Raw genomic sequence first — 24293 nt, forward strand, 5'->3', positions numbered from 1 at the left:
TCCGGAGGGACAACATGAACACACCCGCTCTCAATCCACGTCAATGGCGCCTTGGCGCAGACCTGCCCATCAACCGGCTCGGCTTTGGCGCCATGCGCCTGCCCTGCAACGGCTTTCGAGGGCCGGCGCGCGACCCTGAAACCGGACGCGCGGTACTGCGCCGTGCCTTGGAACTGGGCGTCAATCTGATCGACACGGCTGATTTCTATCGCAGCAGCGATGGCACCGTGCGTGCCAACTCGCTTATCCGCGAGGCATTGCACCCCTACCCGTCCGACTTGGTGATCGCCACCAAGGTGGGCGTGGTGTTCAATGCAGATGGCAGTCACCGTCCGGCAACGGGTTCCCAGATGCGAGGGCTGGTTGAAGCGAACCTGACAAACCTGGGCCTGGATCGTCTTGACCTGGTCTATCTGCGCATCGGCGAAATGTCGCCGCCCCACGGCGAGTCCCTGGCGGAGCGATTCGAAGCGCTGGCCGCGCTGCGCGAGGAAGGCCTGATACGCCACCTTGGCCTGAGCAACATCGACCACGGTCATCTGACGCAAGCCCGCGCCATCGCGCCGGTCGCGGCGGTCCAAAACAACTTTCACATCGCCAGACGCCAGGACTTGGGGTTGCTCAAGGCCTGCGAGGAGGCAGGCATAGCTTTCTGTCCATTCTTTCCGCTGGGCGGAGGCGCGGGCAACCTCGACGAGGCGCGGCTGGACCGAGTAGCGAAGCGGCACGCTGCCACACCCTCCCAGGTAGCACTGGCCTGGTTGCTGGCGTTGTCGCCGGCGATGCTGGCGATCCCTGGCACGGGCTCGATCCAGCATCTGAACGAGAATGTCGCCGCCGCCAACATCCAGCTGACTGACGAAGATCATGCCGACCTCGCCTGAGTCGGGTCGATGGCCCGTCGTGGGACGCCTGTGGGTCGGCTGCGCGCTACTGGCGATGACGGCGGCGGTCGCGGCGTTGATGGCCGGCTGCACCACGGCGAATTTCAGCGAACCGCCCGTTGCATCGGTCAGCTTCGAAGACTACCGGCGCGACACCATCCAGCGAATCCAGGCCAACCGCCGCTTCCAGCTTGCCGACGCGGCCGCCGAGCTGGCCTGGAATGCGCCGCAGGAGTGGCGGCCGGCGTCATCCGACGCAGGCGCCAGGCCGCGCAAAGGAATTCTGCTCGTGCACGGTCTCGGCGATTCGCCCTGGTCGTTCCAGGACCTGGCGCAACCGCTGGCCAGGCAGGGTTTCCTTGTGCGGACCATCCTGCTCCCCGGTCACGGGACGCGTCCCGAAGACCTGCTGGAAACCACCGCGCAACAATGGCGCCAAGTGGTCTGGGAGCAGGCCAATGCACTGCAACGGGATGTCGAGGGCCCCGTTTACCTGGGCGGTTTCTCCACGGGCGCCAACCTGGTGCTCGAATACGGCTACGCCCATCCCCAGATCGCCGGGTTGGTGTTGTTCTCCCCCGGGTTCAAGAGCTCGCCCTTCGACTGGCTTGCGCCGCCGGTGGCCCGCCTCCGACCCTGGCTTATCAAGCCGGGCGGCAGCCTGCCCATGCAAAACGCCTTCAAGTACTTCAATGTGCCCGCCAACGGATTCGCCCAGTTCTATCGCACCAGCGCCAATGCGCGCCAACTGTTGCGTGACCGGACCTATGACAAGCCGGTCTTCATGGTGGTCGCCCAACACGACTCGGTGCTGAACACCGATTACCTGCTCGAGGTTTTCCAACGGCGCTTCACGCACCCGGACAGCCGCCTGGTCTGGTATGGCGATGAACCCGACGGCCTGGTGGATCGGCAGCGTGTACTGATCCGCCCTGACCGCCTGCCCGAATGGCACATCAGTCAGTTCTCGCACATGGGCCTGATGTTTTCTGCGGACAATCCCCTCTACGGCAACGGCGGCAGCTTGCGCATCTGTCTTAACGGCTTGCGTGAAAAAGACACGCAGGTCTGCGAGCAGGGCGTGCCCGTCTGGTATTCGGACTGGGGGTATCGCGAAGAAGGAAAGATCCACGCCCGGCTGACCTTCAACCCTTACCTGGACTGGCAGACCTCAGTGATGGCACACGTGCTGGGCGGTCCCCAGCCCCACAGCGTCAGCGCCGAGAGCGAGCGGACGACGACTCACAGCAACCCCAGCGATGCATCCGGTTCCCCCACACCCCTCAAGACGAGTCGTCCATGAAGAGAGTGCAATTTGGCCGCTACGGTGGCCCTGAAGAAATGTCGTTTGCCGACTACACGCTGCCACCGCTGGCGCCTCAAAGGGTCCGCGTTCGCGTCAAAGCGGCGGCGCTCAACCCCCTCGACTGGAAGGTGCGGCGCGGCGACATGAAGCTGGTCAGCGGATGGAAATTTCCCCAAGGCATGGGCTCTGACTTCGCCGGCGTGGTGGAGCAGATCGGTGCCCAGGTCAGCGGGTTTCAAGTGGGCGACGAGGTGTTCGGCACGACCGAGATCAGCCGGCAAGGTGCGTTCGCCGAAGTCATCGACGCCAACGCCAAGCTGGTCGTACGCAAGCCCGCCTCACTCTCCTTCAGCGAGGCCGCCTGCCTCCCGATCCCGGCCACGACGGCGTGGGCCGCCATCTTAGGCATCGCAGACGCGGGCCCTGGTTCGAGGATCTTCATTCACGGGTGCAGCGGCGCGGTGGGAAGCTGCGCGGTTCAGCTTGCGCTGGCCCATGGGGCGCAGGTTTCCGGCGCCTGCGGCGCTGCCTCGCTGGCCGCCGTGAAGGCTGCCGGGGTCAACCCCGCGTTGACGTACTCGGACAAAGCCTCGTTCGCCGCCGAGGGTCTCTACGACGCGGTATTCGATACCCTCGGTACGCTGACGCTCGACGACGGGCTGAAGCTACTCAAGCCCAAGGGCCGCTTCATCGACATCAATCCGACCCCCGGCAGAGTGTTGCGGGGCCTGGTATCCGGACGCTACCGGATGACGTTCTCCACCAGCGGCTACAAGAACCTGGAGGACATCGCCAGGTTGTCCGCCGAAGGGACGTTGCATGGTTGCATCGGGCTGGAGGCACCGTTCGCGGATGCGCTGTCGGTCATCAAGGCCGCCGAACAGGGGCATCGGCGGCTCGGCCGGATCGTCTTGCTCATGTAACCGCGCCACGTTGGGCAGGGTCGACAGGCGATCGACCTTGTCCAGCCGCAGGGTCTATCGGGCGCAAACGCCTTCGAGAAACGCCTGTTCGATCACCCCGGCCAAACCCGCCCGGGCAATGCGGCCTCGTCGCTCTGCATCGACCAGCCCGATCATCGTGGCGGCCCAGAGTTCGGTCAGGCCCGCCGCCGGGATGTCGATGCGAAACACCCCTTCGCGCTGGCCGCGCAGGAAGAACCCATCAAGGCGCAGTTCCCACTCCGAGGCCTTGTTCGCGTCCTGGGCCGCGTACTTCTCCCGTCGGAAATACATCAGGAACGTGATCAGCTCGCGATGCTCGAGGTAATTGGCGTTAAGGCGCCCGAGTGCCTCCAAGGGAGGCGACGAATCGAGCGCTGCGCGGTGCATCGCCTGGCTCAGCAAGCTCATGCTATGGACCATCAAACGGGTGACCAGCGCATCGCGAGTCTGGCAATAGCGGTACAGCGTGGCCTTGCTGATCCCCACTGCCCTGGCCAACTCCATCAAGGTGCCTCGCGGGTGTTCCACCATCGCCATCGCCAATGACGCCAGAAGTTGGCTGTCATCGGCCTGAATCTCCGGGCCTGCCACAGGGTTCTCACCAAATACCGATTCAAGAGGGCGTGAATCCTATCAGGGTCCCTGGCGATCTTCACCACCCACCTCAGGGGTCATGCTGCTCGTACGAACCATTACATCAAGAAACAAATCGTAACCGTATCTTATGAATCTTTATTGATTCAATTTTTACGCATAAGTACCATCCAACTCTCAAATGTTCACCCTAAAAAGGGGCAGAGCCATGTCCAGTCGCCACGCCACACCGTCCCAGGAGCTGTCCGCCGTCAGTGCTGGACACCCTCTCAGCCGCTGCCAGGAAGGGACGCAAGACGAGGCCTTCGTTGAACTGCACCAGGTCTCTTTCAACTACGGCGACAGGAGGGTCCTCAGCGACGTGTCCATGCGTTTCCCTCGTGGCAAGGTCACGGCCATCCTGGGTGGTTCCGGCTGTGGCAAGACCACGTTGTTGCATCTGGTCGCGGGGGTGCATGCCCCCTGTTCCGGGCATCTGACCCTGGAGGGTGAACACTTCGACGCCACCGACAAAACCCAGCTCCACGCGCTGCGGCGCAGGCTGGGCATGCTGCTGCAGTTCGGCGCGCTGTTTACCGACTTGACGGTGTACGAGAACGTGGCGTTCGCGTTGCGCGAGCACACCGACCTGGGTGAGCCCGCCATCCGCGACATCGTCTTGATGAAGCTCAATGCGGTGGGACTGCGCGGCGCGGCAAACCTGCGCATCGATCAGCTCTCGGGTGGCATGGCCCGGCGTATCGCGCTGGCCAGGGCCATTGCGCTGGACCCCGAGCTCTTGCTGTATGACGAGCCGTTCTCCGGGCTGGACCCCATTTCCCTGGGCGTCATCGCCAACCTGATCCGCAGTCTGAACGACGCCACCGGCGCAACCACGCTGATGGTGACCCATGACGTACGCGAGTCGTTCGCGGTCTGCGACTACGCCTACCTCATGACCTCCGGGGGCCGGCTGATCGCACGTGGAACCCCTGCCGAGCTGCAGGCCAGCAGCGATCCCGAAGTGCGCCAGTTCATCCGGGGCGAACCCGATGGCCCGGTGAGATTCCACTACCCCGCCGAGCCCATCGACGAGCAACTGGGGCGAACACAATGACGGCGTTGCGAGCGCTCGGTCACGTCACCCTCGATCGCGTGCAGGCGCTGGGCCAGGCCACAGTGCTCTGCCTCAGGATGACCCGCGCGATCCCTGCCGCCCTGCGTCGCTCCCGGCACGTGGTCGACCAGTTGCATGCCACCGGCAATCGCTCGCTGGCACTCATCCTGGCTTCGGGGACCGCAGTGGGACTGGTACTGGCGCTGCAGCTTTACCTCACGCTGGCCACCTACGGCACTGCCGAAACCCTGGGGTTGGTGGTGAACCTCTCGCTGGTGCGCGAGCTCGGCCCGGTGGTCGCGGCCCTGCTGTTCGCCGGCCGTGCGGGCACATCGCTCACGGCGCAGATCGGCTTGATGAAAGCCGGCGAGCAACTCCTGGCGATGGAACTGATGGCCATCGACCCGCTGGCCCGCGTACTGACGCCGCGCTTTATCGCCGGCATCGCGGTCATGCCGCTGCTGGCCTTGCTCTTCAGCGCCGTGGGGATTCTCGGTGCCTATGTCGTTGCCGTGCCGCTGCTTGGCGTGGATGCCGGCAACTTCTGGGCGATCCAGCAGAACGGGGTCGATGCCTGGCGCGACATCGGCAACGGCCTGGTCAAGAGCTTCTTCTTCGGCATCGTGGTCACGGCCACGGCGCTCTACCAGGGTTACGAGGCACGGCCGACGCCCGAAGGCGTCGCCGCCGCCACCACGCGGGGGGTCGTCATCGCTTCACTGTGCGTCCTCTGCACCGATTTCATCTTGACCGCGCTGATGTTCAGCCCCCGCTAGGAGTATGTCCCCATGACCCTCAAGAGCACCGAGACACTCGTTGGCCTGTTCGTTCTGCTGGCACTCCTGGCGCTGCTCTTTCTGGCACTCAAGGCGGCCAACCTGGGCAACTTCGAAGCAGGCAAAACCTACGCATTGACCGCACATTTTTCCAACATCGGCAGCTTGCGGCCGCGAGCGCCGGTGAAGAGCGCCGGGGTGAGGGTCGGACGCGTAGACGCCATCACCTTCGACCCCGAGCGCTTCCAGGCGGTGGTCACTCTGGCCATCGATGAGCGCTATCGATTTCCGGTGGATTCCGCCGCAAAAATCCTCACCTCGGGATTGCTGGGCGAGCAGTACATTGGGATCGAGCCCGGCGGCGACGACTTGACACTCGCCTCCGGGGCGACCGTCACACAGACGCAGTCGGCGGTCGTGCTGGAGAACCTGATCGGTCAATTCCTCACGGGTCGCGGCGCCGAATCAGGGAGCCAGCCATGAGCCGGCTGCTGACTTGGCTGGTGGCCGTGCAACTGCTCATGGGTTGCGCAAGCGTCTCTCCAGGCCCATCGCCGGCCGCCCAGCGCGTCGACCCATGGGAGCCTTGGAACCGCAAGGTCTATGCCTTCAACGACACCGTGGACCGTAGCGTCCTGGCCCCCGTCGCCCAAGGCTATCGCGACCATGTCCCGTCACCCGTGCGCAGCGGCGTGGGCAACGTCTTCAACAACTTTGCCGACCTGTGGTCGACCGCCAATCACCTGCTCCAGAACAAGGTGCAGCCCGGTGCCGAGATGGGTGCGCGGGTGATCACCAATACCGTGCTGGGAGTGCTCGGGGTGTTCGACGTGGCCACCTTGATGGGCCTTGCGCGCCAACCGGAAGATTTCGGGCAGACGCTGGGCGTCTGGGGCCTGGCGAGTGGTCCCTACCTGGTCCTTCCGCTGCTAGGCCCCTCCTCCGTGCGCGATGGAGTGGGCGTGGCGACGGAACTCTCACTGGCGTCGCCCAGCCAATTGGCGAGCGCGACTGCCGGCCAGGTCGCGATCACCGGGCTGCAGGCGGTGCAGGCACGGGCGAACCTGCTCGATACCACGGCACTGCTCGACGACGTTGCGTTGGATCGCTACAGCTTCACTCGCGACGCCTATCTGCAACGGCGCCAGAGCCTGGTCCACGACGGATCGCCACCGGTGGACTTCGAAGACTTCGAGGACGGGCCGGCGGCCGACGCCCCGCTTCGCCCTCAATGAAACCCCGCAGCGTCAGCCCCACCAGCTGATGCCCCAAGAACACCAGAGGAACAGCAGATGCCTTCCAGGATTTTCTTCACAACCCTCGCGGGCGGTGCCCTGTGGGCGCTCGCCTGCCTGCTTGCACTGGACTCGGCGTACGCTCAGACGCCACCGCAGGCGTGGGTACGCCAACTTTCGAGCGAAGTCATCGACGCCACCCAGCGCGATCGATCCTCGCCGGGTGACGCCACCGCCCTCATCGAACGGGTGAAAGCGACGCTCATTCCGGCGATCGATTTCCAACGGGTCACCCGTTCGGCCGTCGGCCCGCGCTGGCGCGATGCGACGCTTGCCCAACGGCAGCGCCTGCAAGAGGAATTCAAGACCTTGCTGATTCACTTCTATGCGGGCGGCATCCGGCAGATCAGCGATTACTCGGTGGAGGTCACCGACACCCTTCCCGTCCCCAACCAACCGTCCCAGGTCATCGTGCGGTCCCGGGCATCGGGCCGCGGGGAAACGCACCAACTCGATTACCGATTGGACAAGGTGGGGGACGACTGGAAAATAGTCGACGTGAGCCTGGATGGCATCTGGGTCACGCTCAGCTATCGCTCGCAGTTTGCCGAGCTCCTGGCCAAAGGCGGAATAGACAGCCTCATCGAGGCCCTGGCCGAACAGAATCGCAAAGGCAACCCATCGTGAACGCTCCCTCGACATGGCGGTTGCCCGCCCACGCCACTGCAACGCAGTTCAACACGCTGCTCAGCCAACTGGGCGACGCAAGCTGTATCGACGCCAGTGCCCTGGCGCGCTTCGACACGTCAACCCTGGCCCTGCTGCTGGAGGCGCGCCGACGTGCCAGGCATCGCGCCGAGCCCTTCAGGGTGACGAATGCGCCGCCGCGGCTGCTGGCCTTGGCACGGCTGCACGGCGTCGAAGCCCTACTGTTTGCCGAGCCCCCGATCTAGCTCATCGCAACGAAACGTTTCGGCACTCAACCCATACCGACTCATCTTGTTGTACAGCCCGCCCCGGGACACATTCAGTTGCCGGGCGGCGAGGCGGATGTTGCCTCGGGTTTCCTTGAGGGCCGCGACGATCGCGTTCATTTCGTGGGCATCGAGCCCCATCGCCGGCGAGCGCTCAGCCGCGCTGCCGGGCAGTGACGGCCGGCCACGCTGCTGGAGTTCCAGGGGCAGGTCATCCGCCTGGATCAACTCGCCGACCGCCAGGTTGGTGGCTCGCTCGATGATGTTTTCCAGCTCCCGCACATTGCCTGGCCAGTGATAGGCAGACAGCACATCCAGCGCCTGCGGCGAGATGCCTCGCACCGCCTTGCGCAGTGAACGGGCGCAGCGGCCGAGGAAATGCTGCGCCAGCAACGGCACATCCTCGCGACGCATGCGCAGCGGCGGCACCGTCAGGTTCAGCACATTGAGCCGGTAGTAAAGGTCTTCGCGAAACGCGCCATCGGCCACGGCCTGGCTGAGGTTGCGGTGGGTGGCGGCGATGATGCGCACGTTCACCCGCTGGGATTTCTTCGCCCCCACCCGGGTGACCTCGCCTTCCTGCAAGACCCGCAACAGGCTGACCTGGGCACCGAATGACATGTCACCGATTTCGTCGAGAAAGATCGTGCCGCCATCGGCCAACTCGAACTTGCCGGCCGAGCCGCCGCGCGCCGAACCGGTGAAGGCGCCTTCGACATGCCCGAACAACTCGCTCTGCACCAGGTCCCGCGGGATCGCCCCGCAGTTGACCGCCACGAACGGGCCGCCGCGCCGCTCGCTGGCGTTGTGGATCGCCTGGGCGAACAGTTCCTTGCCGGTGCCGCTCTCACCAAGGATCAACGTGGTCGAGTCGCTGCGACTGGCGATGCGCCCCAGGTGCAGCGCGTCCTGGATCGCCCGGGAACTGCCCTGGATGGTGTCGAAGGTGTAGCTGGCCTGGGTACCGATGAGCCGTCGCGTGATGTCCCGGATGCGCCGGTTCTCGCGCAGCGAAACGATGCGGCCGCCCTGCTCCAGCGCACACACCGACACCAGGCACGCCAGGTGGCTGCGGTCATGCAGTTCGAACGTGCAATCCAGGTCTCGCAGCCCTTCTCCGCCACGCAGCAACATTTTGTCGCTCAGCTCGCTCTGGCCCAGGCGTTGGAACGGCTGGCCCAGCAGGTCGCGTCCGACGCCAAACAGCTGTCGCGCGTAGCCGTTGATGGCCCTGATGCAGCCGCGCTCGTCCAGCACGACCAAGCCTTCGTTGAGCACTTCAAGCACCGTCTGTTGCTCCTCCAGCAACGCCTGGAGTGCCATCTGTCGCGAGACGGCTTCAGCGGCGGCCTGGACGGTGCCCAGCGTATGGAAGTGAAACCAGCCCGGCTCTGCCGTCAGGGTCAGGATGGCCAGTGTCCGGCCCTGCGGGTCACGGATCGGGGCGGCGGCACAATGCATGCGCCGTCGACGCAGGCCAGTGCCGAAGTTCTCTTCGGCCAGCACGTAGACCAGGCGGTCTTCCGCCAGCGCCAGGCCGGTGCAATTGGTGCCTTGCACCGATTCCAGCAGGCGGCTGCCCACCGGCGTGAGGTCGAGGCCGCAGAAGTACAGCGTGGTCCCTTGGGCATCGGTCAGGTTGATGTGCCCCCTGGGGTTGTAGGCCAGCAATCCGCCCATGACCTCGGCGGCCACCGCAATCATCGCCCGGTGGGCGGCCAGCGTCGCGGTCAGCACGGCCGGCTCGACGAAGCGGTACACGCCATCCTCGGGATCGAGACCGGCCTCGACGCTGCGCAGCCAGGAGTTCCAGATCACCTGCCGGACCCCGGCGGGGCGCTCGACGCGTCCCGCCAGGCACGCCAGCCAGGCCCGTTCCAACTCGGGGATCGGCCCGTCACTCAACGACGCCGGACCGAGGGAAGTGATGTAGTCGAGGTCTTGCTCGCTGACAGCGATGGGCGCCGGTAGCACAGGCTTCTCCAATGTTCATTTTTTAGACATGTCCAGTATAGGCATGTCATTAGATTTAACACTTTTTCCATCAACTCAAAAATAAATCGTTATTTATCAATTGCTTATTAACTGGCACAGGGCTTGCTCTTTCTCAGCACAGTGCAACCACTGGCTCATAACAACAAGGAAGCCCGTTTCATGAACACATCCAAGATCATTCGCCTCGGCCTCATCGGTGCCGGTCGCATGGGCAGCTTTCACGGCCTGACGGCCGCCCGCCACATTCCCGGTGCCTGCCTGGCGGCCATCGCCGACCCGACGCCTGGCCAAGCCGCCCGCCTGGCTGCACAACTGGACGTGACGCGGGTCTATACCGACCCCCAGCAGTTGCTTGACGACCCCGAGATCGACGGCGTGTTGATCGCCGCTCCGGCCCGCAGCCACGCCGAGCTGGTCATCAACGCCGCCCGTGCCGGTAAGCATGTGTTCTGCGAAAAACCCATGGCCATCACCCTTGACGAAGCCGACCGCGCCATCGCCGTCGCAGCCAATGCCCGGGTCACCCTGCAAGTGGGTTTCAACCGCCGCTTCGCCAAGAGCTTTCGCACCGCCCACCTGGACGTGGCCGCCGGCCGCATCGGCACCCCACAACTGCTGCGCTCGCTGACTCGCGACCCGGCGTTGAACAACCCGGCCAACTCGCCACAGTGGGTCATCTTCCTGGAAACCCTGATCCACGATTTCGACACCTTGCGCTACCTCAATCCCGGCGCCGAAGTGGTCGAGGTCTTCGTGATGGCCGATGCCCTGATCGCCCCGGCATTCAAAAGCAAGGGGTTGCTCGACACCGCCACGGTGACCCTGCGTTTCGACAATGGCGCCATCGCCACCGCCGAGGCGAACTTCCAGGCCGTGTATGGCTACGATGTCCGGGGCGAGGTGTTCGGCAGCGCCGGCATGTTGACCATGGGTGGCGTGCACGATGGCGACCTGGTGCGCTACCTGGCCGATGGCATCCAGGCCGACACACAGCGCCTGGACACCGACCTGCTGCGCGATGCCTACGTGGCCGAGCTCAACCACTTCGTCGACTGCCTGCGCAGCGGTGCCAAACCGCTGGCCAGCGGCGAAGACGCCCGGGCCGCGCTGGCCATTGCCCGTGCGTGCATCGAGTCGTTCCAGCAAGGCCAGCCGGTGCGCGTGCAAGGAGGCCGGCCATGAGCTTTACCCCCTTCAAGCTGGCGGTCAGCGCCGAAATGGTCTTCCTCGACCGGCCCTTCATCGAACGGGTCGAACGGATTCATGCGCTGGGCTTCAGTGCTGAAATCTGGGACTGGACCCAAAAGGACATCGCCGCCCTGGTTGCCACCGGCGCCGACTTCACGTCGATGACCGGCTACATCGAGGGCAACCTGACCGATCCGCAGGGCATCCAGCAATTGCTCGACAGCGCGCGCGAATCCCTGGCCGTCGCCGCCCGATTGAACTGCCCAAGCCTGAACCTGCACGGCACGGGCCTGGGCGACCAAGGCTTGCCCGTCAAACCGGTGGCCCTCACCACCGGTCGCATGTGGCTGAGCGCTTGCAAGACCCTGGAAAAAATCGCCCGCCTGGGCGAAGACGCCGGCCGGGTCTTCCTGCTGGAAAACCTCAACACCGAGGTGGACCACCCCGGCACGCCGTTCGCACGCGCCGACGATACCCTGGCGTTGATCGAGGCCGTGGGCAGCCCTCACCTCAAGATGAACCTGGACCTCTATCATGCGCAGATCGGCGAAGGAAACCTGATCGAGCTGATCCAGCGCGCCGGCAGCGCCATCGGTGAAATCCAGGTCGCGGATGTGCCGGGGCGCAGGGAACCGGGCACGGGTGAAATCCACTACCCGGCCATTGCCAAGGCCTTGTTCGGCATCGGCTATACCGGTGTCGTCGGCCTGGAGGGCTGGGCCAGCGGTGACAGCGACATGGCCCTTGAACGCTTCCGACAAGCCTTCACACTGGACTGAGGACGACGCGGCGCCTCTGGGCCACGGGTCCAAGCGCCGCCGACCGCCACGCCTGATCGACTCATAACAACAAAAGGAACACCCTCATGCGTCGCTGCACTTTGTTTTTTGCCACGCTGCTACTCGTCTTCAGCCAATGGGCCAACGCCAGCTATCGCATCGGCGTCAGCATCGCCCGGGTTGACGATAACTTCATGACCTATGTGCGCAGCGGCCTGGAAGACGCCGCCCGGAAAGACAATGTCCAGGTCCAGTTCGAGGACGCCCAGGGCGATGTCGTGCGCCAGCTCAATCAGGTCCAGGGCTTCATCAACCAGAAGGTCGATGCGGTCATCGTCCTGCCCGTGGACACCGCCGCCACCACCAACATGACCCGCGCCGCCGTCGAGGCGAAGGTGCCGCTGGTCTACGTCAACCGGCACCCGGACGAGCGCTCCCTGCCCAAGGGCGTGGTCACCGTGGCCTCGAACGACATCGAGGCCGGCCAGTTGCAAATGCGCTATCTGGCGGAAAAACTCAAAGGCAAAGGCACCCTCGCGATCATCATGGGCGACCTCGCGCAGAACGCCACGCACGACCGCACCGAAGGGGTCAAGCAGGTGCTCAAGGACTATCCCGCAATTACCATCGTCGAACAGCAAAGTGCCGAGTGGCAGCGGGCCAAGGGCATGGACCTGACCAGCAACTGGCTGCTGGCCGGTGCCTCTTTCGACGCCATCGTCGCCAACAACGACGAAATGGCCATCGGCGCGGCCATGGCCTTGCAACAGGCCGGCAAGGCCAAGGGCGAAATCGCCATTGTCGGCATCGACGGCCTGCCCGACGGGCTGGCGGCAATCAAGCGCGGGTTGCTCGTCGCCTCGGTGTTCCAGGACCCCAAGGCCCAGGCGAGCATCGCCCTGCAAGCGGCCATCAAGATGATCAAGGGCGAGCCGGTAGAGTCGGAAGTCTGGGTACCCTTCCAACTGATCAAGCCGGAACAGGTGGCGACGTTCGAGCAGCATTACCAGTAGTCGTTGGCGCCTGGCCTCGACGCCGCTGTCCCGACCAAGGGTCAGCGGCGTTTTTCATCAGAGACGAAACGTTGGACAATCCGCGCCAGCCCAAGGGGATCTTCGGCGAGCATCAAGTGGCCACACGGCAACGAGAACAAGGCGCCACGGGGCAACTGGCGATACAGGGCCACGCTCACCGAGGGCGGAATCAAGCGGTCATCCAGGCCAATGATCACGGCCGTCGGGCATTCGAGCCGCGATAGCTGCGACGAGACATCCAACGTCAGGTTGAGCCGCATCTGGACGGCAACCGCCGGCCAGTGAACCCGCTGGTAAAAATCCTCGATGCACGTGGTCACCTGGGTTGCGGACATCGCCCGCAGGCCAGGGCTGGAAAAACCACGCGTCACGATCTCGGCCGCCAGCTTCATCGGGTGGTCTTCGAGCAGCCGTTGCCAATAGCCGAAGGTTCGCCGCACCTGCGGGTCACGGGCATTGTCGAACGGTGCAATCAGGCTCAGCGACAGCACCTGCGGCCCCAGCACGCTCGCCACTTCAACCGCCACCGCGGCCCCCAGCGAATACCCCACCAGGTGGACACCGCCCACGCCGCCATCGCGAATCTTCCCGGCAATTTGTCGGCCCAGGCCATCAAGGGTTTGCGCGACCGTGCTCTCGCGCTCCAGCCGCGACCAGTCAACGGCCAGGACCCGGTAAGGACCCTCCAAGTGATTGGCGAATGCCTCCCAGGTAGAGCGCGGATGGCCCGCCGTGCCATGTATCACGATCAGGCAAGCCTGCCCCTGTGCCTTCAGCTCAATGAGTTCCACCATCGGCGCACCTTTCAAGGATCGATCCCGACCGGATCTTAAGCGTTGCGCAGGCGTCTTCAGGTCATTTTTTCTAAAGCCAGGGTTCAGCTTTTGTGCGTTGTATCACCTGTGTGATCGACCTAAAAAGGTCAAAAGGAGGAACGCCATGCAGATGAACAATCCGATCTTCAACACGCAATCATTCCATGTCGACTGGAGCTACCCCACGCCTATCTGGTTTGGTGTCGAGCGGGTCGACGACCTCGTCAACGGCTGCGCCTTTCTCGGCAAACATCGGCCGCTGGTGATCATTGACGAACGGCTGGTCGAGCACCCCTTGATCTTGCGCGCCCTGGAGCGCTGCAAGCAGTCGGGTATCGACCTCAAGCTGTTCTCGAACTTCCGCTCCGACCCCGACACCGACATGCTCGAACAAGGCGTCATCGCCTTCAACGAATATGCCCGCGACATGGTGGTCGGCATCGGCGGCGGAAGCGCCCTGGACCTGGCCAAGGCGATTGCCTTCATGGCCGTGCAGACCAAGCCGATCTGGACCTTCGAGAGCCTGCCCAATCGGTGGCAGGCCGCCAATGCCGACGTGCCGCCGATCATCAGCGTGCCGACCACCGCAGGCACCGGGGCCGAGGTGGGCCGGGCCGCCGTGTTGCTGGACAGCCAGGAAAACCGCAAGCGGCTGATATTCCACCCCAGGATGCTGTCGTCCCTGGTCATCGTCGATCCAGCCCTGACCCTGACCGTGCCGGGGCCGGTGACCGCCGCGGTGGGGATCGATGCCTTCTCCCATGCCTTCGAGGCGTACTGCGCCAACAGTTTCCACCCCATGGGAGACGGCATTGCGCTCCAGGCCATGAACCTCATCAAACAATGGCTGCCCATCGCGGTGCAGGACGGCAGCGATCTCCAGGCCCGCTGCCACCTGAGCGCCGCGGCCCTGATGGGGGCGGTGGCCTTTCACAAGGGACTGGGTGCCGTGCACGCCATCAGCCACTCCATCGGCGGTACGTATGGCACCCACCATGGCCTGACCAATGGCGTGCTGCTGCCCTATGTGATCGCCCACAACCGCCCGGTGATCGAAGCCAAGCTGGTGCGCCTGTGCGAGAGCCTGGGCTTGGCGCAACCTGGCTACGAATCGTTTGTCGCCTGGCTCAAGGATTTCCTGGCCAGCCTGGGCATCCCCCCGCACCTGCGCGACCTCATCCACTCCCCCTTCGATGCCGACCTCATGGCCCAGTTGGCCGTCGCGGATCCGACCGCCCGGACCAACCCGCAGCCGCTGTCGGTACACGACTACAAAACCATCATTGACAACGCCTGGTCCGGACACTGAACGGGCACTTTCAAGGAGGGCATATGTACAAGGACATCGGTTTGTTCATCAACGGCCAGTGGCGCTACCCCGAGGGGGACAGGCCCAGCCTCGACATCACCAACCCCAGCACCCAGCAAAGGATCGGGCGCCTGGCCTGCGCCGACCAAAACGACCTGGACCAGGCCCTGCAAGCGGCGCAGCAGGCGTTCGCACGGTGGAAGGTCAGCAGCGCCGAAGAGCGCAGCAAGGTGCTCTATGAAGCCTACCGGATCATCTTGAGCGAAGCCGAATCGATCGCGGCATTGATCACCCTCGACCAGGGCAAGCCATTGGCCGAAGCCCTGGCGGAAGTGCGGTTCTGCGCCGAGCACGCCAAGTGGCACGCCGAAGAATGCAAGCGGCTGTACGGCAGGCTGGTTCCCGCCCGAAACCCCAAGGTCCGCCAATCGGTGGTCAAGCGGCCGGTGGGCGTGTGCTGTGCCTTCACCCCCTGGAATTTCCCTTTCAACCAGGCGATTCGCAAGATCTGCGCTGCGCTGGGAGCCGGTTGCACGTTGATCCTCAAGGGCCCGGAAGAAGCCCCCTCGGCCGTCGCGGCGCTCGCCGACATCTTTCAGCGGGCCGGGTTGCCCGACGGTTGCCTGAACCTGGTCTGGGGCAACCCCGAGCAGATTTCCAGCTACCTGATCGACTCCGACGTGATCGCCAAGGTGTCCTTCACCGGTTCCATCGCCGTGGGGAAAAAGCTCGCAGCCCAGGCCGGGGCAAACATGAAAAGGGTCAGCATGGAACTGGGCGGCCACGCCGCGGTGATCGTCTGCGCCAGCAGCGACATCGACAAGGTCAGCACCGTGCTGGTGGACGCGAAATTGCGCAACGCCGGACAGATCTGCATCTCCCCTTCACGCTTCTTCGTCCACGCGTCGGTGATCGATGACTTCATGACGGCCCTGGTGGAAAAAACCCGTCGGTTCCAGGTCGGTGACGGCATGGACCCCGACACCCGCATGGGGCCGCTGTGCAACGCTCGCCAGATCCCGCGCCTGCAAGCCCTGATCGACGACAGCCTGGCCCAGGGTGCAAGCCTGGTAATGGGCGGCACTCGGCTGGACCGCCCGGGCAATTTCTTCCAGCCCACGATCCTCGCCAACGTCCCCCTGACCGCCCGGCTGATGCGCGAAGAACCCTTCGGCCCCATCATTCCGGTGGTTGCCTTCACCGACCTGGACAGCGTCATCGAGCAGGCCAATGCGCTGCCCTATGGCCTGGCCGCGTATGGGTTCAGCGAAGACCGCAGCGAATGCGCCCGGCTCGCCGAGGAACTGGAAGCCGGCATGATCTCGATCAACCATTACGGCCTGGGCATGCCGGAAACACCGTTCGGTGGCATCAAGGACAGTGGCTACGGCAGCGAAGGCGGCAGCGAGACCTACGACAGCTACCTGTCGACGGTCCTGATCAGCGAACTGACCCGCCCCTGACTCGCGAGGCAACGGAGGCATCACCATGAACGTTACCCTCAGACCCTTCCAGGCCAGCGACTTCGACACGGTCATGTCCTGGATCGATGGCCCAGAGACCCTGTCGCTCTGGGCCGGCGCGACCTTCACTTACCCCTTGGACAAGGAGCAGTTGCAGCGCTACCTGGACAAAGCCGGCGAACGCTACCCATGGCGCAGCCTGTTCGGGGTGCTCGACCCGGATGAAAAGCTGATCGGCCACATCGAGTTCTCGGACATCTGGCCGCACCTGTCGCTGCGCTTTGCGCGCATCCTCATCGGCGACCCCGACGCCCGCGGCAAGGGGCACGGCCAGGCCATCCTGCGCCAGGCACTGGCCTTGGCCTACGAGCGGTTCAACGTCGCCCGGGTCGACCTCGGGGTCAAGAAGGAGAACCTCCTGGCGATCAATTGCTATCGAAAAGCCGGTTTCAAGGACATCGGCCTCTGGCCCGAGGCGATCGACACGCCCATCGGCTGGATCGACGTCCACTGGATGACCCACACCCGCAAGGAGCAAACACCATGACGTCGATCACCCTGTACGGCCACCCGGAGTCCGGACACAGCTACAAGGTCAAGTTGATGCTGGACGTGGCCAAGGTGGACTACACCTACCGACAAGTGGACATTCTCGTCGATCGGGATGCGCGCCCCGAACCCTTCAGGACGTTGAGCCTGGCGCGTTTTGGCGAGGTGCCGCTGCTGACCCTCGACGGTGCGCACTACGTGCAATCCAATGCCATCCTTATCGAGCTCGCCGATGCCCTGGGGCTGTTCGGTGGCAGCGGGCGACGGGGCACCGTCACGTGCAAGGAATGGCTGCTGTGGGAAGCGAACAAGATCGGGCTGTCGCTGCCGCATTTGCGCCTGGCCCGCAATTACTTCCCGGACGACTACCCGCCGGGCGCCGTGCAGTGGCTGGCCAGCCGCTTCCAGGAAGACGTCGGCCGGCTCGACAAGGAACTGCGCGACGGTCGTCGCTACATCCTTGATGACGAACTGTCGATCGCCGACTTCTCCCTGGCGGGCTACCTGTTCTGGAGCAACCAGGCCCAGGTCGAGCTGCCCGAGACCGTGATCGCCTGGCTGGGCCGGATCGCCAGCCTGGACGGCTGGCAAAGTCCCTACGCCTGCCTCTCACAACAGCCGGGTTATGAAACCTTCGGCCTGGTCAAGGACGAGTTCGATCCCCGTCGCATCGCCCCTTGAGCCCGAGCCAGCCGCATCGGCGAGAAGACGGTCTTCTCGCCTTTTTTTGCCGCGCTTGGCGCCTAGTGGCCTGTACGGTTAATTTGAGTACTCGAATTAACCGTACAGGCCACTAGCTAACCGATTGATCCATTTCCTGGGCGGGCCGTTCATGCCTGGGTTGCCCAACCCCGGCGGCCGGCACACCCACCACCGTGGTCCTGGGTGGCACCGCCTTGAGCACCACGCTGTTGGCCCCGACCTTGGAGCCGGCGCCAATCTCGATATTGCCGAGGATCTTCGCCCCGGCCCCGATCATCACGCCGGTCCTGACCTTGGGGTGACGGTCGCCACTGTCCTTGCCGGTGCCCCCCAACGTGACGCCTTGCAGGATGGACACGTGGTCTTCCACGACCGCCGTCTCGCCAATGACGATGCCGGTGCCATGGTCCAGCAGCACACCCCGACCGATTCGGCACGCCGGGTTGATGTCGATCCCCAGGACCACGTTGCAACGGGCTTGCAGGTACAAGGCCTCCATCCGGCGGCCTTGCTGCAGTAACAGGTGCGCGAAACGATAGGTCTGCAACGCCGCATAGCCCTTGGCAAACAGAAACACCTCCAGCTCGTTCTGGAACGCCGGGTCGCGCTCAACCACCGCCTCCAGGTCAGCCGCCATGCAGTCCTCCAGATCCCGGCGGGGACTGAACTCAAGGAGCATGGCAAGCATCCAGCCACGCTCCCGGGCATCGTGCGGCACCAGCAGGTGCGCAATGCGCGTCGCCATGCCCGCGCCCAGGCCCGTGCACTCAAGCACCGGCTCGCCGACCAGGCAGCCAAGCCCGGGATGCTGCAACACCGCCGTCATCGCCTGCACCCGCAGGGCCTCCCACATCAATGCGCCCGCGCGGGTGTCCTGCTCCGCGGCCCCCGCAAATCCATCATCGTTCAGCAGAAACATTGCATTGACCTCCCAGGTCGTTGGTCGCACTCAAGGCTGCGAAACAGGTCCGCGCGAACGCGGCGAACCAGGCCGCGCCCGAATACAGGATCGCGTCATTGAAATCGTAGTGAGCCGAGTGCAAGGGCGGTTCGTCCGCGTGGCTGGCCGACCCGATAAAGGCGAAAACACTCGGTATGCGCTCGCTGAAAAAAGCAAAATCCTCGGCCGCCATGGTGGGCTCGGCCAGGGCGCTGACCTGCCCCGGGGCGAAAACCTGGCGGGCCGCGTCCACCGCCAACCCTACCATGAACGGATTGTTGACCAGCGCCGGGTAACTGCGACGAAAATCCACCCTGGACTGGCACCCGAACGCCGCGCCGATGCCTTCACTCAGACGCTCGATCGCCCCGGCCAGGCGGTCCACCGTGTGGCTGTCGAAGGCCCGTACGGTGCCGCGGATGGACACCTGATCGGGGATGACATTGAAGCCATTGCCCGCCTGCAATTGGGTCACCGTCAACACGGCGCTGTCGCTGGCCTTGACCTCGCCGGCCACCAGGGTCTGCAACCCGAGGCACAGCTGCGCGGCGGCGATGATCGGGTTCGTGGCGGTATGCGGTTGCGCCGCGTGACCGCCACGGCCTTCGAGGCAGATCTCGAACTTGTTGCTCGACGCCATCATGGCGCCGGGTCGTGTGGCGAAACAGTTGGCAGGCAATGAGGGCCAATTGTGCAGACCGGCCATGGCCTGGATCGAGAAGCGCTCGAGCAGCCCGTCGTCGAGCATGGCCCTGGCGCCGGCATGGCCTTCCTCGGCCGGCTGGAATACCAGGCACACCGTGCCGTTGAAATCCATGTGGCGGCTAATCAATTCGGCGCCGCCCAGCAACATCGCCATGTGCCCATCGTGGCCGCAGGCATGCATACAGCCGGCGTGCTGCGACACATGCTCGAAGCGATTGTGTTCGGTGATGGGCAAGGCATCCATGTCGGCCCGCAGCGCGATGCAAGGCCCGCCCTGGCCCTTGGTGATAAAGCCCACCACGCCGGTCCCGGCCATCCCCCGCAGGAACGGGATGCCCAGTGTCTCCAGGCGCTCACAGATCAGGTCGCTGGTGCGCACCTCCTGGTAGGCTGTCTCGGGAATGCGGTGCAAGCTGCGCCTCAGTGCGATCAGCCTGCTCTCAAGGTCTTGCCGTTGGCTTTCAGTCAGCATCATGATGTCGTCCTCCATCGCCTATGATGACCGCCGTCCCTTTGATGAAAACCGATTTGCGTTAAACCCAGGCGTGAAAAAAACTAAAGCCAGGGCGACATCCATTGTTCGATGCGCCTCGAAGTGAGCACGCCGCCAGGAGCATAATCTTTGAGCCCACATGGAGGAGATGGCGATGACACACACCCGTTTTTTTGGAAAGACCGTACTGACCTGCACGTTCATCCTGGCGATCATCGGCTGGGGGATCGGCTTCTATGGGCCGCCGATCTACATGCAGGCGGTGATGGAGCGCACGGGCTGGCCCATCGCCCAGGTGTCGATGGCCGTCACCCTGCACTTTCTCAGCGGCACCGTCGTGATCGCCAACCTGCCCAGGCTTTACGCGCGCTTCGGCATTCCCGCCATCACCCTGCTGGGCTGCATTGTCCTGGGCATCGGCGTGAATATCTGGGCCCAGGCCAACCAGCTCTGGGTGCTGTATGCCGGGGCGGTGTGCTCGGGCATCGGCTGGGTGACGCTGGGCGCCGCGGCCGTCAACACCCTGATCGCTCCGTGGTACGTCAAGGAGCGGCCCAAGGCCTTGGGCAAGGCCTATAACGGCGCCAGCATGGGCGGCGTGATCTTTTCGCCGCTGTGGGTCTTACTGATCGAGCGATTTGGCTTCGCCACCGCGGCGCTGGTGATCAGCCTCACTGCCGTGCTGCTGATCGGCGCCTTCGCCTTGCTGGTCTTCAACAAGAGCCCGCAAAGCCTCGGACAGCATCCCGACAATGCCGACCAGCCGGAACCGGTGACGCCCGGTTCCAGTGCCACGCCATGGACCGCCGCGCAGACCTTGAAGGCGGCCAATTTCCGTACCCTGGCCGCCGGCATGTCCCTGGGACTGTTCGCCCAGATCGGCCTGATCGCGCACCTGTACTCGATCCTGGTGGGACGCATGGGCGCCCATGACGCTTCCTTCGCCATGGGCCTGGCCACCGCCAGTGCGATGGGCGGGCGCTACGTCGCCGCGCGCCTGATGACCCAGGGCATGAACCGCAGGCTGCTGGCTTGCCTGGGTTACGCCATCCAGATGCTCGGCACCCTGATGCTTCTGGGCCTGGACCTGCACCCGAGCGTGGCCTGGATGGCGGTGGTGCTGATCGGCTCGGGCATCGGCAACGCCACCTCCCTGCCGCCACTGATCGCGCAGACCGAGTTCAGTCGCGAACAAACCGCGCGGGTCATCGCGCTGATGGTCGCGATCAGCCAGGCCACCTACGCCTTCGCCCCGGCGTCCTTCGGCCTGGTGCGCGCCGCCTTCAGCCAGCCGGACCAGGCGATCATCGCCGTCGTGACCGCCGCTGTCGTGGTGCAGGCGCTCGCCATCCTGTCGTTCTACCAAGGGGTCTCCGGCCGCCCTTTCAAGAAAACCGTGTTCTGACCCTTTCCCCTGACCCTTCCCCCCTGGCCAGGCAGCGCGCTGCCTGGCCTCCCGCCGCTTGGATTTAGCCCTCCTTAACCCAGCGTTGAATAAATCTGCGTTGTCAATTATTCCCCCGGCAAACACCATCGAGTGACATCTCCACTCGCAGGGTTAAGCCGATGGGTTTTGAAATTTTCAGGAAAATGGATTGGTCCGCCTTGGTGCATGAGTACGACCTGGACGGAAAGCGCTTGTTGCCTTGGGACGGTTATCCGATGCCGTTCGCCGCCGGATGGTGCGTGGTCAGGCCACACACCCGCAGCGAACCCCACGTGCAAATCGACCAGGAAATCTTCATCGCCCTCAAGGGCCAGGGCCGGCTGGTCATCGGCGATACGCATTACCTGTTCGAGGCCGGCGACATCGCCGCCATCCCCAAGCACACCAACCACTACGTCATCAACGACAGTGACGAAGACTTTCACTTCTACGTGATCTGGTGGGACAAGTTCATCGCCGGTGACTACATGAAGGCCGATATCGCTCACCTGGAGACCGAGAATGTCTAAATTCATCGTCACTATCACACCACCAACCCCCAACGGCGACTTGCACATCGGGCACCTGGCCGGCCCCTTCCTGAGTGCCGATATCTTCACCCGGACCCAGCGCCAGAAAGGCCACGACTGCGTGCTGGTGTCCTACTCCGACGACTACCAGTCCTACATGTTGCGCCGGGGCCGCGAGCAAGGGCGCGAGCCGGCGCAGATCGGCGAAGAGAACACCCGCAAGATCAACCTCAGCCTGAAAATGGCCGGTATCGAAGTCGATCACTGGATGAGGTCCCTGGACAACACCTGCTTTCGCGACGCCGTGCTGGAGCTTTATCACCAGGGCGTCAACGATCGCAACATCTACCAGAAAACCGTGCTGGCGCCCTTCTGCCGGGCCTGCAACGTCTGGGGCTACGAAGCCTTCGGCCGCGGCCAGTGCAGCAGTTGCGGCCAGGACTCCGACGCCAGCCAGTGCGAAGAATGTGCCTGCGCGCCGAACTACCTGTACATGAAGAACTTCCGCTGCAAGCTCTGTGGTGGCGAACACGAGTGGGTGGAAAAGGACCATGCCTACCTGAACATCGGCAAGAACGTGCACAAGCTGCGCGCCTGGCTGGGCGACAGTGCCGTGCGCCTCAACTCGCGGGCCTTCGTGGAGCGTGAACTGGCCCCCACGCCCGAGGATTGGCAAATCACCCGCCATGGCGATGCGGGCCTGGACATCGGCCAGCCGCACCTGGGCAAGGTGCACACCTGGTTCATGGGCATGGCCGGGTACATCGCGGCGACCCGGGAACACTTCACGGTCAACCAGCAAACCCCGGAGCTGTTCGACAGTTTCTGGCGCAGCGACGACACGACGCTGGTGGGTTTCCTGGGTTATGACTGCCTCTACAGCCACGGGATCGCCTACCCGATCCTGTTGGCCGGCAGTCCGTACGCGAAGAAAAAACAGCGCCTCTACACCAACATGTTCCTCAAGCTCAACGGCCTGAACCTCTCCACCAGCCGTAACCACGCCATCTGGATCCGCGACCTGGTCAGCGACTACGACACCGATTCGGTCAGGCTGTACATGGCCCTGCTGGCGCCCGAGGAGCAAGAGAGCGACTTCGTCGAAACCCAATTCGTCGAATGGCACCAGACGTTCTACCAAAACACATTGGAGACGCTCACCGTCGCGGCCACGCAAGAGTCGCCGCACTTCTGGCTCGACGGCATGCAACGCAATGAACACAAGCTGTTGTGCGAGGTGTACAACCGCTGGTCCGCGGTCACCAGCGCCGACAGTTTCTCCAGCCGGAACCTGGCCGCGCTGGCGGTGGAGCTCTACGAGATGGCGTACGAACGCCTGCAAGCGGAGCAACCGCTGTACTACCTGGTGGCGTTGGCGTCGTGTATCTGCGCACCGATCACGCCGACCTTGTCCCGGCAGATCCAGAAGCGCTGTTCGATCAACGAGGCGTTGGTCCTGGATAACCTGATGAACGCTAACTTCCTCGATTACTCCATCTAGGACGCCTGCCATGAACAGCGACTTCGAAGTGGCCGTCATCGGTGGCGGAATCATCGGGTTGACGACCGCCGCCCTGTTGTCGGAGCGCGGCATCGACACCTTGCTGGTGGAGCGGACCCGCTGCGGCTATGCCGGCGCGACCGCCCACACCGGCGGCATTTGCCGGACGTTCGAGCCGAACCCGGCGTTGGCGCGGATGGCCCAGGTCGTCGGGCTCAAGCCCGGCGAAACCGAAGTGGAGGCCATTATGCGCCGCCACGAAACGGTCACCGGCGCGCTTTATCGCCTGCCCGCCGACGGCCCGCCACCCTCCAGCGACGCGCCGTTGCGGCGGCTCTCGGCCCACGAGGCACAAGTGCTCGTGGGCCGCCCCGTCACCGACAGCGGCGCGTACTACCACGAGGCCACCGCCGCGGTCAGCGATGTGCACTCGACCATGAACGGCCTGAGAACGGCGTTGCGCCAGCGCGGTTGCCTGATCGAGCGCTGCGATGTCCAGCGCCTGATGGAGCGCAACACCCACGTCGAAATCCACAGCCAGGAAACCCTTTACCGGGCACGCTGGGTGATCAACGCGGCCGGTGCCGGCAGCCCGGCGCTGAGCCTCATCGACGTCAGCCAGGTGCGCACCCTCCCGTACTTCAAGTTCCGCGGCCCGTCGGTTCCTACCCTGCCGTGCATCGACTTCGTCGCCGGCACCTATGCGCTGCCGCTGTCCGACACGCTGCTGCAAAGCACCACGGCCATCAGGCCGAGCCTGGAGGAAATCGAAGGCGACCGCAGGCACTTGCGCCTCATGGTCGAAGACTGTCGACAGCGGCTGCGGGGTCTGCTGGGCGAGACCGATGAGTACTCGTTGCTGTCGATGGACCTGGCAACCGACCTGTACACCGCCGACGGCTTGCCCCGGCTGGGCGCGCAGTACCCAGGCTCGCGTATCTGGCTGGCGACCGGCCTCAATGGGGTGGGCTACAAGTACGCCTACCCGATCGCATCGCGCCTCTACGACCAGATCGCCCGATTACGTTAACACCCCCTCGTCGCACACCTTGAAT

General features: G+C 64.2%; 24 protein-coding genes and 1 pseudogene. 20 read left to right on the forward strand and 5 right to left on the reverse strand.

From position 1 onward, the window contains the following. Nucleotides 1–14: 14 nt before the first annotated feature. The 3 genes from VM99_23650 to VM99_23660 are packed head-to-tail and all read left to right on the forward strand — an operon-like array spanning nt 15 to nt 3113. Nucleotides 15–884 (forward strand): aldo/keto reductase, encoded by an 870-nt coding sequence (locus VM99_23650; GenBank protein ID AKK00918.1) that lies wholly within the window; start codon nt 15–17, stop codon nt 882–884. Then, nucleotides 868–2187 (forward strand): lysophospholipase, encoded by a 1320-nt coding sequence (locus VM99_23655; GenBank protein ID AKK00919.1) that lies wholly within the window; start codon nt 868–870, stop codon nt 2185–2187. Before VM99_23650 ends, VM99_23655 begins: the two co-directional genes overlap by 17 nt. Then, the gene (locus VM99_23660; protein AKK00920.1) at nt 2184–3113 is read left to right on the forward strand and encodes an alcohol dehydrogenase; all 930 of its coding nucleotides are present in this window, start codon (nt 2184–2186) and stop codon (nt 3111–3113) included. The genes VM99_23655 and VM99_23660 overlap by 4 nt, the downstream gene beginning before the upstream one ends. A 54-nt stretch (nt 3114–3167) precedes the next feature. On the opposite strand, the gene VM99_23665 is transcribed toward VM99_23660, so the two are convergent. Further along, nucleotides 3168–3671 carry a transcriptional regulator gene (locus VM99_23665; GenBank protein AKK01845.1) on the reverse strand — a complete coding sequence of 168 codons (504 nt, stop codon included), beginning with the start codon at nt 3669–3671 and terminating at the stop codon, nt 3168–3170. Nucleotides 3672–4041: 370 nt separating this feature from the next. On the opposite strand from VM99_23665, the gene VM99_23670 reads away from it, so the two are divergent. From VM99_23670 to VM99_23695, 6 genes are all read left to right on the forward strand, one after another. After that, nucleotides 4042–4824 (forward strand): toluene ABC transporter ATP-binding protein, encoded by a 783-nt coding sequence (locus tag VM99_23670; GenBank protein ID AKK01846.1) that lies wholly within the window; start codon nt 4042–4044, stop codon nt 4822–4824. Next, on the forward strand, nt 4821–5600 hold the full coding sequence (locus tag VM99_23675; GenBank protein ID AKK00921.1) for an ABC transporter permease: 780 nt from the start codon (nt 4821–4823) through the stop codon (nt 5598–5600). The genes VM99_23670 and VM99_23675 overlap by 4 nt, the downstream gene beginning before the upstream one ends. A gap of 12 nt (nt 5601–5612) precedes the next feature. Next, nucleotides 5613–6083 carry an ABC transporter substrate-binding protein gene (locus VM99_23680; protein AKK00922.1) on the forward strand — a complete coding sequence of 157 codons (471 nt, stop codon included), beginning with the start codon at nt 5613–5615 and terminating at the stop codon, nt 6081–6083. Then, nucleotides 6080–6835 (forward strand): ABC transporter, encoded by a 756-nt coding sequence (locus VM99_23685; GenBank protein AKK00923.1) that lies wholly within the window; start codon nt 6080–6082, stop codon nt 6833–6835. The genes VM99_23680 and VM99_23685 overlap by 4 nt, the downstream gene beginning before the upstream one ends. A gap of 69 nt (nt 6836–6904) precedes the next feature. Continuing rightward, complete coding sequence (locus VM99_23690; GenBank protein ID AKK01847.1) at nt 6905–7522, forward strand: hypothetical protein; 618 nt, start codon at nt 6905–6907, stop codon at nt 7520–7522. A 20-nt stretch (nt 7523–7542) separates the two neighbouring features. Continuing rightward, entirely contained in the window at nt 7543–7788 is a 246-nt protein-coding gene (locus tag VM99_23695; GenBank protein AKK00924.1) for a hypothetical protein, read from the forward strand. Here VM99_23695 and VM99_23700 read toward each other — a convergent pair. Further along, entirely contained in the window at nt 7762–9783 is a 2022-nt protein-coding gene (locus VM99_23700) for an ATPase AAA (GenBank protein ID AKK00925.1), read from the reverse strand. The two genes, VM99_23695 and VM99_23700, sit on opposite strands and share 27 nt — an antisense overlap. A gap of 180 nt (nt 9784–9963) precedes the next feature. Here VM99_23700 and VM99_23705 point away from each other — a divergent pair, with 180 nt between their 5' ends. From VM99_23705 to VM99_23715, 3 genes are all read left to right on the forward strand, one after another. Beyond that, complete coding sequence (locus VM99_23705) at nt 9964–10986, forward strand: dehydrogenase (GenBank protein ID AKK00926.1); 1023 nt, start codon at nt 9964–9966, stop codon at nt 10984–10986. Next, a complete protein-coding gene (locus tag VM99_23710; protein ID AKK00927.1) occupies nt 10983–11771 on the forward strand; it encodes a hydroxypyruvate isomerase in 789 nt (262 codons plus the stop codon). Before VM99_23705 ends, VM99_23710 begins: the two co-directional genes overlap by 4 nt. Nucleotides 11772–11857: 86 nt before the next feature. After that, a complete protein-coding gene (locus VM99_23715) occupies nt 11858–12784 on the forward strand; it encodes a rhizopine-binding protein (GenBank protein AKK00928.1) in 927 nt (308 codons plus the stop codon). 41 nt (nt 12785–12825) lie between these two features. Here VM99_23715 and VM99_23720 read toward each other — a convergent pair whose 3' ends face one another. Further along, complete coding sequence (locus VM99_23720) at nt 12826–13599, reverse strand: hypothetical protein (GenBank protein ID AKK00929.1); 774 nt, start codon at nt 13597–13599, stop codon at nt 12826–12828. Between the two features lie 151 nt (nt 13600–13750). Between VM99_23720 and VM99_23725 the strand changes: the two genes are divergently transcribed. The 4 genes and pseudogenes from VM99_23725 (at nt 13751) to VM99_23740 (ending at nt 17553) form a co-directional block, all read left to right on the forward strand. Beyond that, nucleotides 13751–14929, forward strand: coding sequence for a hypothetical protein (locus VM99_23725; protein ID AKK01848.1), 1179 nt, complete (start codon nt 13751–13753; stop codon nt 14927–14929). Nucleotides 14930–14952: 23 nt separating this feature from the next. Next, complete coding sequence (locus VM99_23730; protein AKK00930.1) at nt 14953–16392, forward strand: aldehyde dehydrogenase; 1440 nt, start codon at nt 14953–14955, stop codon at nt 16390–16392. A 25-nt stretch (nt 16393–16417) separates the two neighbouring features. Further along, the gene (locus tag VM99_23735) at nt 16418–16939 is read left to right on the forward strand and encodes a hypothetical protein (protein ID AKK00931.1); all 522 of its coding nucleotides are present in this window, start codon (nt 16418–16420) and stop codon (nt 16937–16939) included. Beyond that, nucleotides 16936–17553 (forward strand): annotated as a pseudogene (locus VM99_23740) (glutathione S-transferase). Before VM99_23735 ends, VM99_23740 begins: the two are co-directional and overlap by 4 nt. Nucleotides 17554–17734: 181 nt before the next feature. Here VM99_23740 and VM99_23745 read toward each other — a convergent pair. Next, entirely contained in the window at nt 17735–18562 is an 828-nt protein-coding gene (locus tag VM99_23745) for a serine acetyltransferase (GenBank protein AKK00932.1), read from the reverse strand. Beyond that, on the reverse strand, nt 18543–19763 hold the full coding sequence (locus VM99_23750; GenBank protein AKK00933.1) for a hypothetical protein: 1221 nt from the start codon (nt 19761–19763) through the stop codon (nt 18543–18545). Before VM99_23750 ends, VM99_23745 begins: the two co-directional genes overlap by 20 nt. A 172-nt stretch (nt 19764–19935) precedes the next feature. Here VM99_23750 and VM99_23755 point away from each other — a divergent pair, with 172 nt between their 5' ends. The 4 genes from VM99_23755 to VM99_23770 all read left to right on the forward strand — a co-directional run bounded on the left by VM99_23755 (nt 19936) and on the right by VM99_23770 (nt 24268). Then, entirely contained in the window at nt 19936–21186 is a 1251-nt protein-coding gene (locus VM99_23755; protein AKK01849.1) for a membrane protein, read from the forward strand. Between the two features lie 161 nt (nt 21187–21347). Beyond that, nucleotides 21348–21737 (forward strand): cupin, encoded by a 390-nt coding sequence (locus VM99_23760; GenBank protein AKK00934.1) that lies wholly within the window; start codon nt 21348–21350, stop codon nt 21735–21737. Then, nucleotides 21730–23238, forward strand: a complete 1509-nt coding sequence (locus VM99_23765) for a hypothetical protein (protein AKK00935.1) — start codon at nt 21730–21732, stop codon at nt 23236–23238. Before VM99_23760 ends, VM99_23765 begins: the two co-directional genes overlap by 8 nt. Before the next feature lie 10 nt (nt 23239–23248). Next, a complete protein-coding gene (locus tag VM99_23770) occupies nt 23249–24268 on the forward strand; it encodes a hypothetical protein (GenBank protein ID AKK00936.1) in 1020 nt (339 codons plus the stop codon). Nucleotides 24269–24293 lie beyond the last annotated feature (25 nt).

Source organism: Pseudomonas chlororaphis (assembly GCA_001023535.1).
Classification (GTDB): Bacteria; Pseudomonadota; Gammaproteobacteria; order Pseudomonadales; family Pseudomonadaceae; genus Aquipseudomonas; species Aquipseudomonas chlororaphis_E.

What these genes read in the sequence shown, in the direction of transcription:
- VM99_23650 (AKK00918.1), top strand. Translation starts at nt 15, where the DNA reads ATGAACACACCCGCTCTCAATCCACGTCAATGGCGCCTTGGCGCAGAC.
- VM99_23655 (AKK00919.1), top strand. Translation starts at nt 868, where the DNA reads ATGCCGACCTCGCCTGAGTCGGGTCGATGGCCCGTCGTGGGACGCCTG.
- VM99_23660 (AKK00920.1), top strand. Translation starts at nt 2,184, where the DNA reads ATGAAGAGAGTGCAATTTGGCCGCTACGGTGGCCCTGAAGAAATGTCG.
- VM99_23665 (AKK01845.1), bottom strand. Translation starts at nt 3,671, where the DNA reads ATGGCGATGGTGGAACACCCGCGAGGCACCTTGATGGAGTTGGCCAGG.
- VM99_23675 (AKK00921.1), top strand. Translation starts at nt 4,821, where the DNA reads ATGACGGCGTTGCGAGCGCTCGGTCACGTCACCCTCGATCGCGTGCAG.
- VM99_23680 (AKK00922.1), top strand. Translation starts at nt 5,613, where the DNA reads ATGACCCTCAAGAGCACCGAGACACTCGTTGGCCTGTTCGTTCTGCTG.
- VM99_23685 (AKK00923.1), top strand. Translation starts at nt 6,080, where the DNA reads ATGAGCCGGCTGCTGACTTGGCTGGTGGCCGTGCAACTGCTCATGGGT.
- VM99_23705 (AKK00926.1), top strand. Translation starts at nt 9,964, where the DNA reads ATGAACACATCCAAGATCATTCGCCTCGGCCTCATCGGTGCCGGTCGC.
- VM99_23710 (AKK00927.1), top strand. Translation starts at nt 10,983, where the DNA reads ATGAGCTTTACCCCCTTCAAGCTGGCGGTCAGCGCCGAAATGGTCTTC.
- VM99_23715 (AKK00928.1), top strand. Translation starts at nt 11,858, where the DNA reads ATGCGTCGCTGCACTTTGTTTTTTGCCACGCTGCTACTCGTCTTCAGC.
- VM99_23720 (AKK00929.1), bottom strand. Translation starts at nt 13,599, where the DNA reads ATGGTGGAACTCATTGAGCTGAAGGCACAGGGGCAGGCTTGCCTGATC.
- VM99_23725 (AKK01848.1), top strand. Translation starts at nt 13,751, where the DNA reads ATGAACAATCCGATCTTCAACACGCAATCATTCCATGTCGACTGGAGC.
- VM99_23730 (AKK00930.1), top strand. Translation starts at nt 14,953, where the DNA reads ATGTACAAGGACATCGGTTTGTTCATCAACGGCCAGTGGCGCTACCCC.
- VM99_23735 (AKK00931.1), top strand. Translation starts at nt 16,418, where the DNA reads ATGAACGTTACCCTCAGACCCTTCCAGGCCAGCGACTTCGACACGGTC.
- VM99_23745 (AKK00932.1), bottom strand. Translation starts at nt 18,562, where the DNA reads ATGTTTCTGCTGAACGATGATGGATTTGCGGGGGCCGCGGAGCAGGAC.
- VM99_23750 (AKK00933.1), bottom strand. Translation starts at nt 19,763, where the DNA reads ATGATGCTGACTGAAAGCCAACGGCAAGACCTTGAGAGCAGGCTGATC.
- VM99_23755 (AKK01849.1), top strand. Translation starts at nt 19,936, where the DNA reads ATGACACACACCCGTTTTTTTGGAAAGACCGTACTGACCTGCACGTTC.
- VM99_23760 (AKK00934.1), top strand. Translation starts at nt 21,348, where the DNA reads ATGGGTTTTGAAATTTTCAGGAAAATGGATTGGTCCGCCTTGGTGCAT.
- VM99_23765 (AKK00935.1), top strand. Translation starts at nt 21,730, where the DNA reads ATGTCTAAATTCATCGTCACTATCACACCACCAACCCCCAACGGCGAC.
- VM99_23770 (AKK00936.1), top strand. Translation starts at nt 23,249, where the DNA reads ATGAACAGCGACTTCGAAGTGGCCGTCATCGGTGGCGGAATCATCGGG.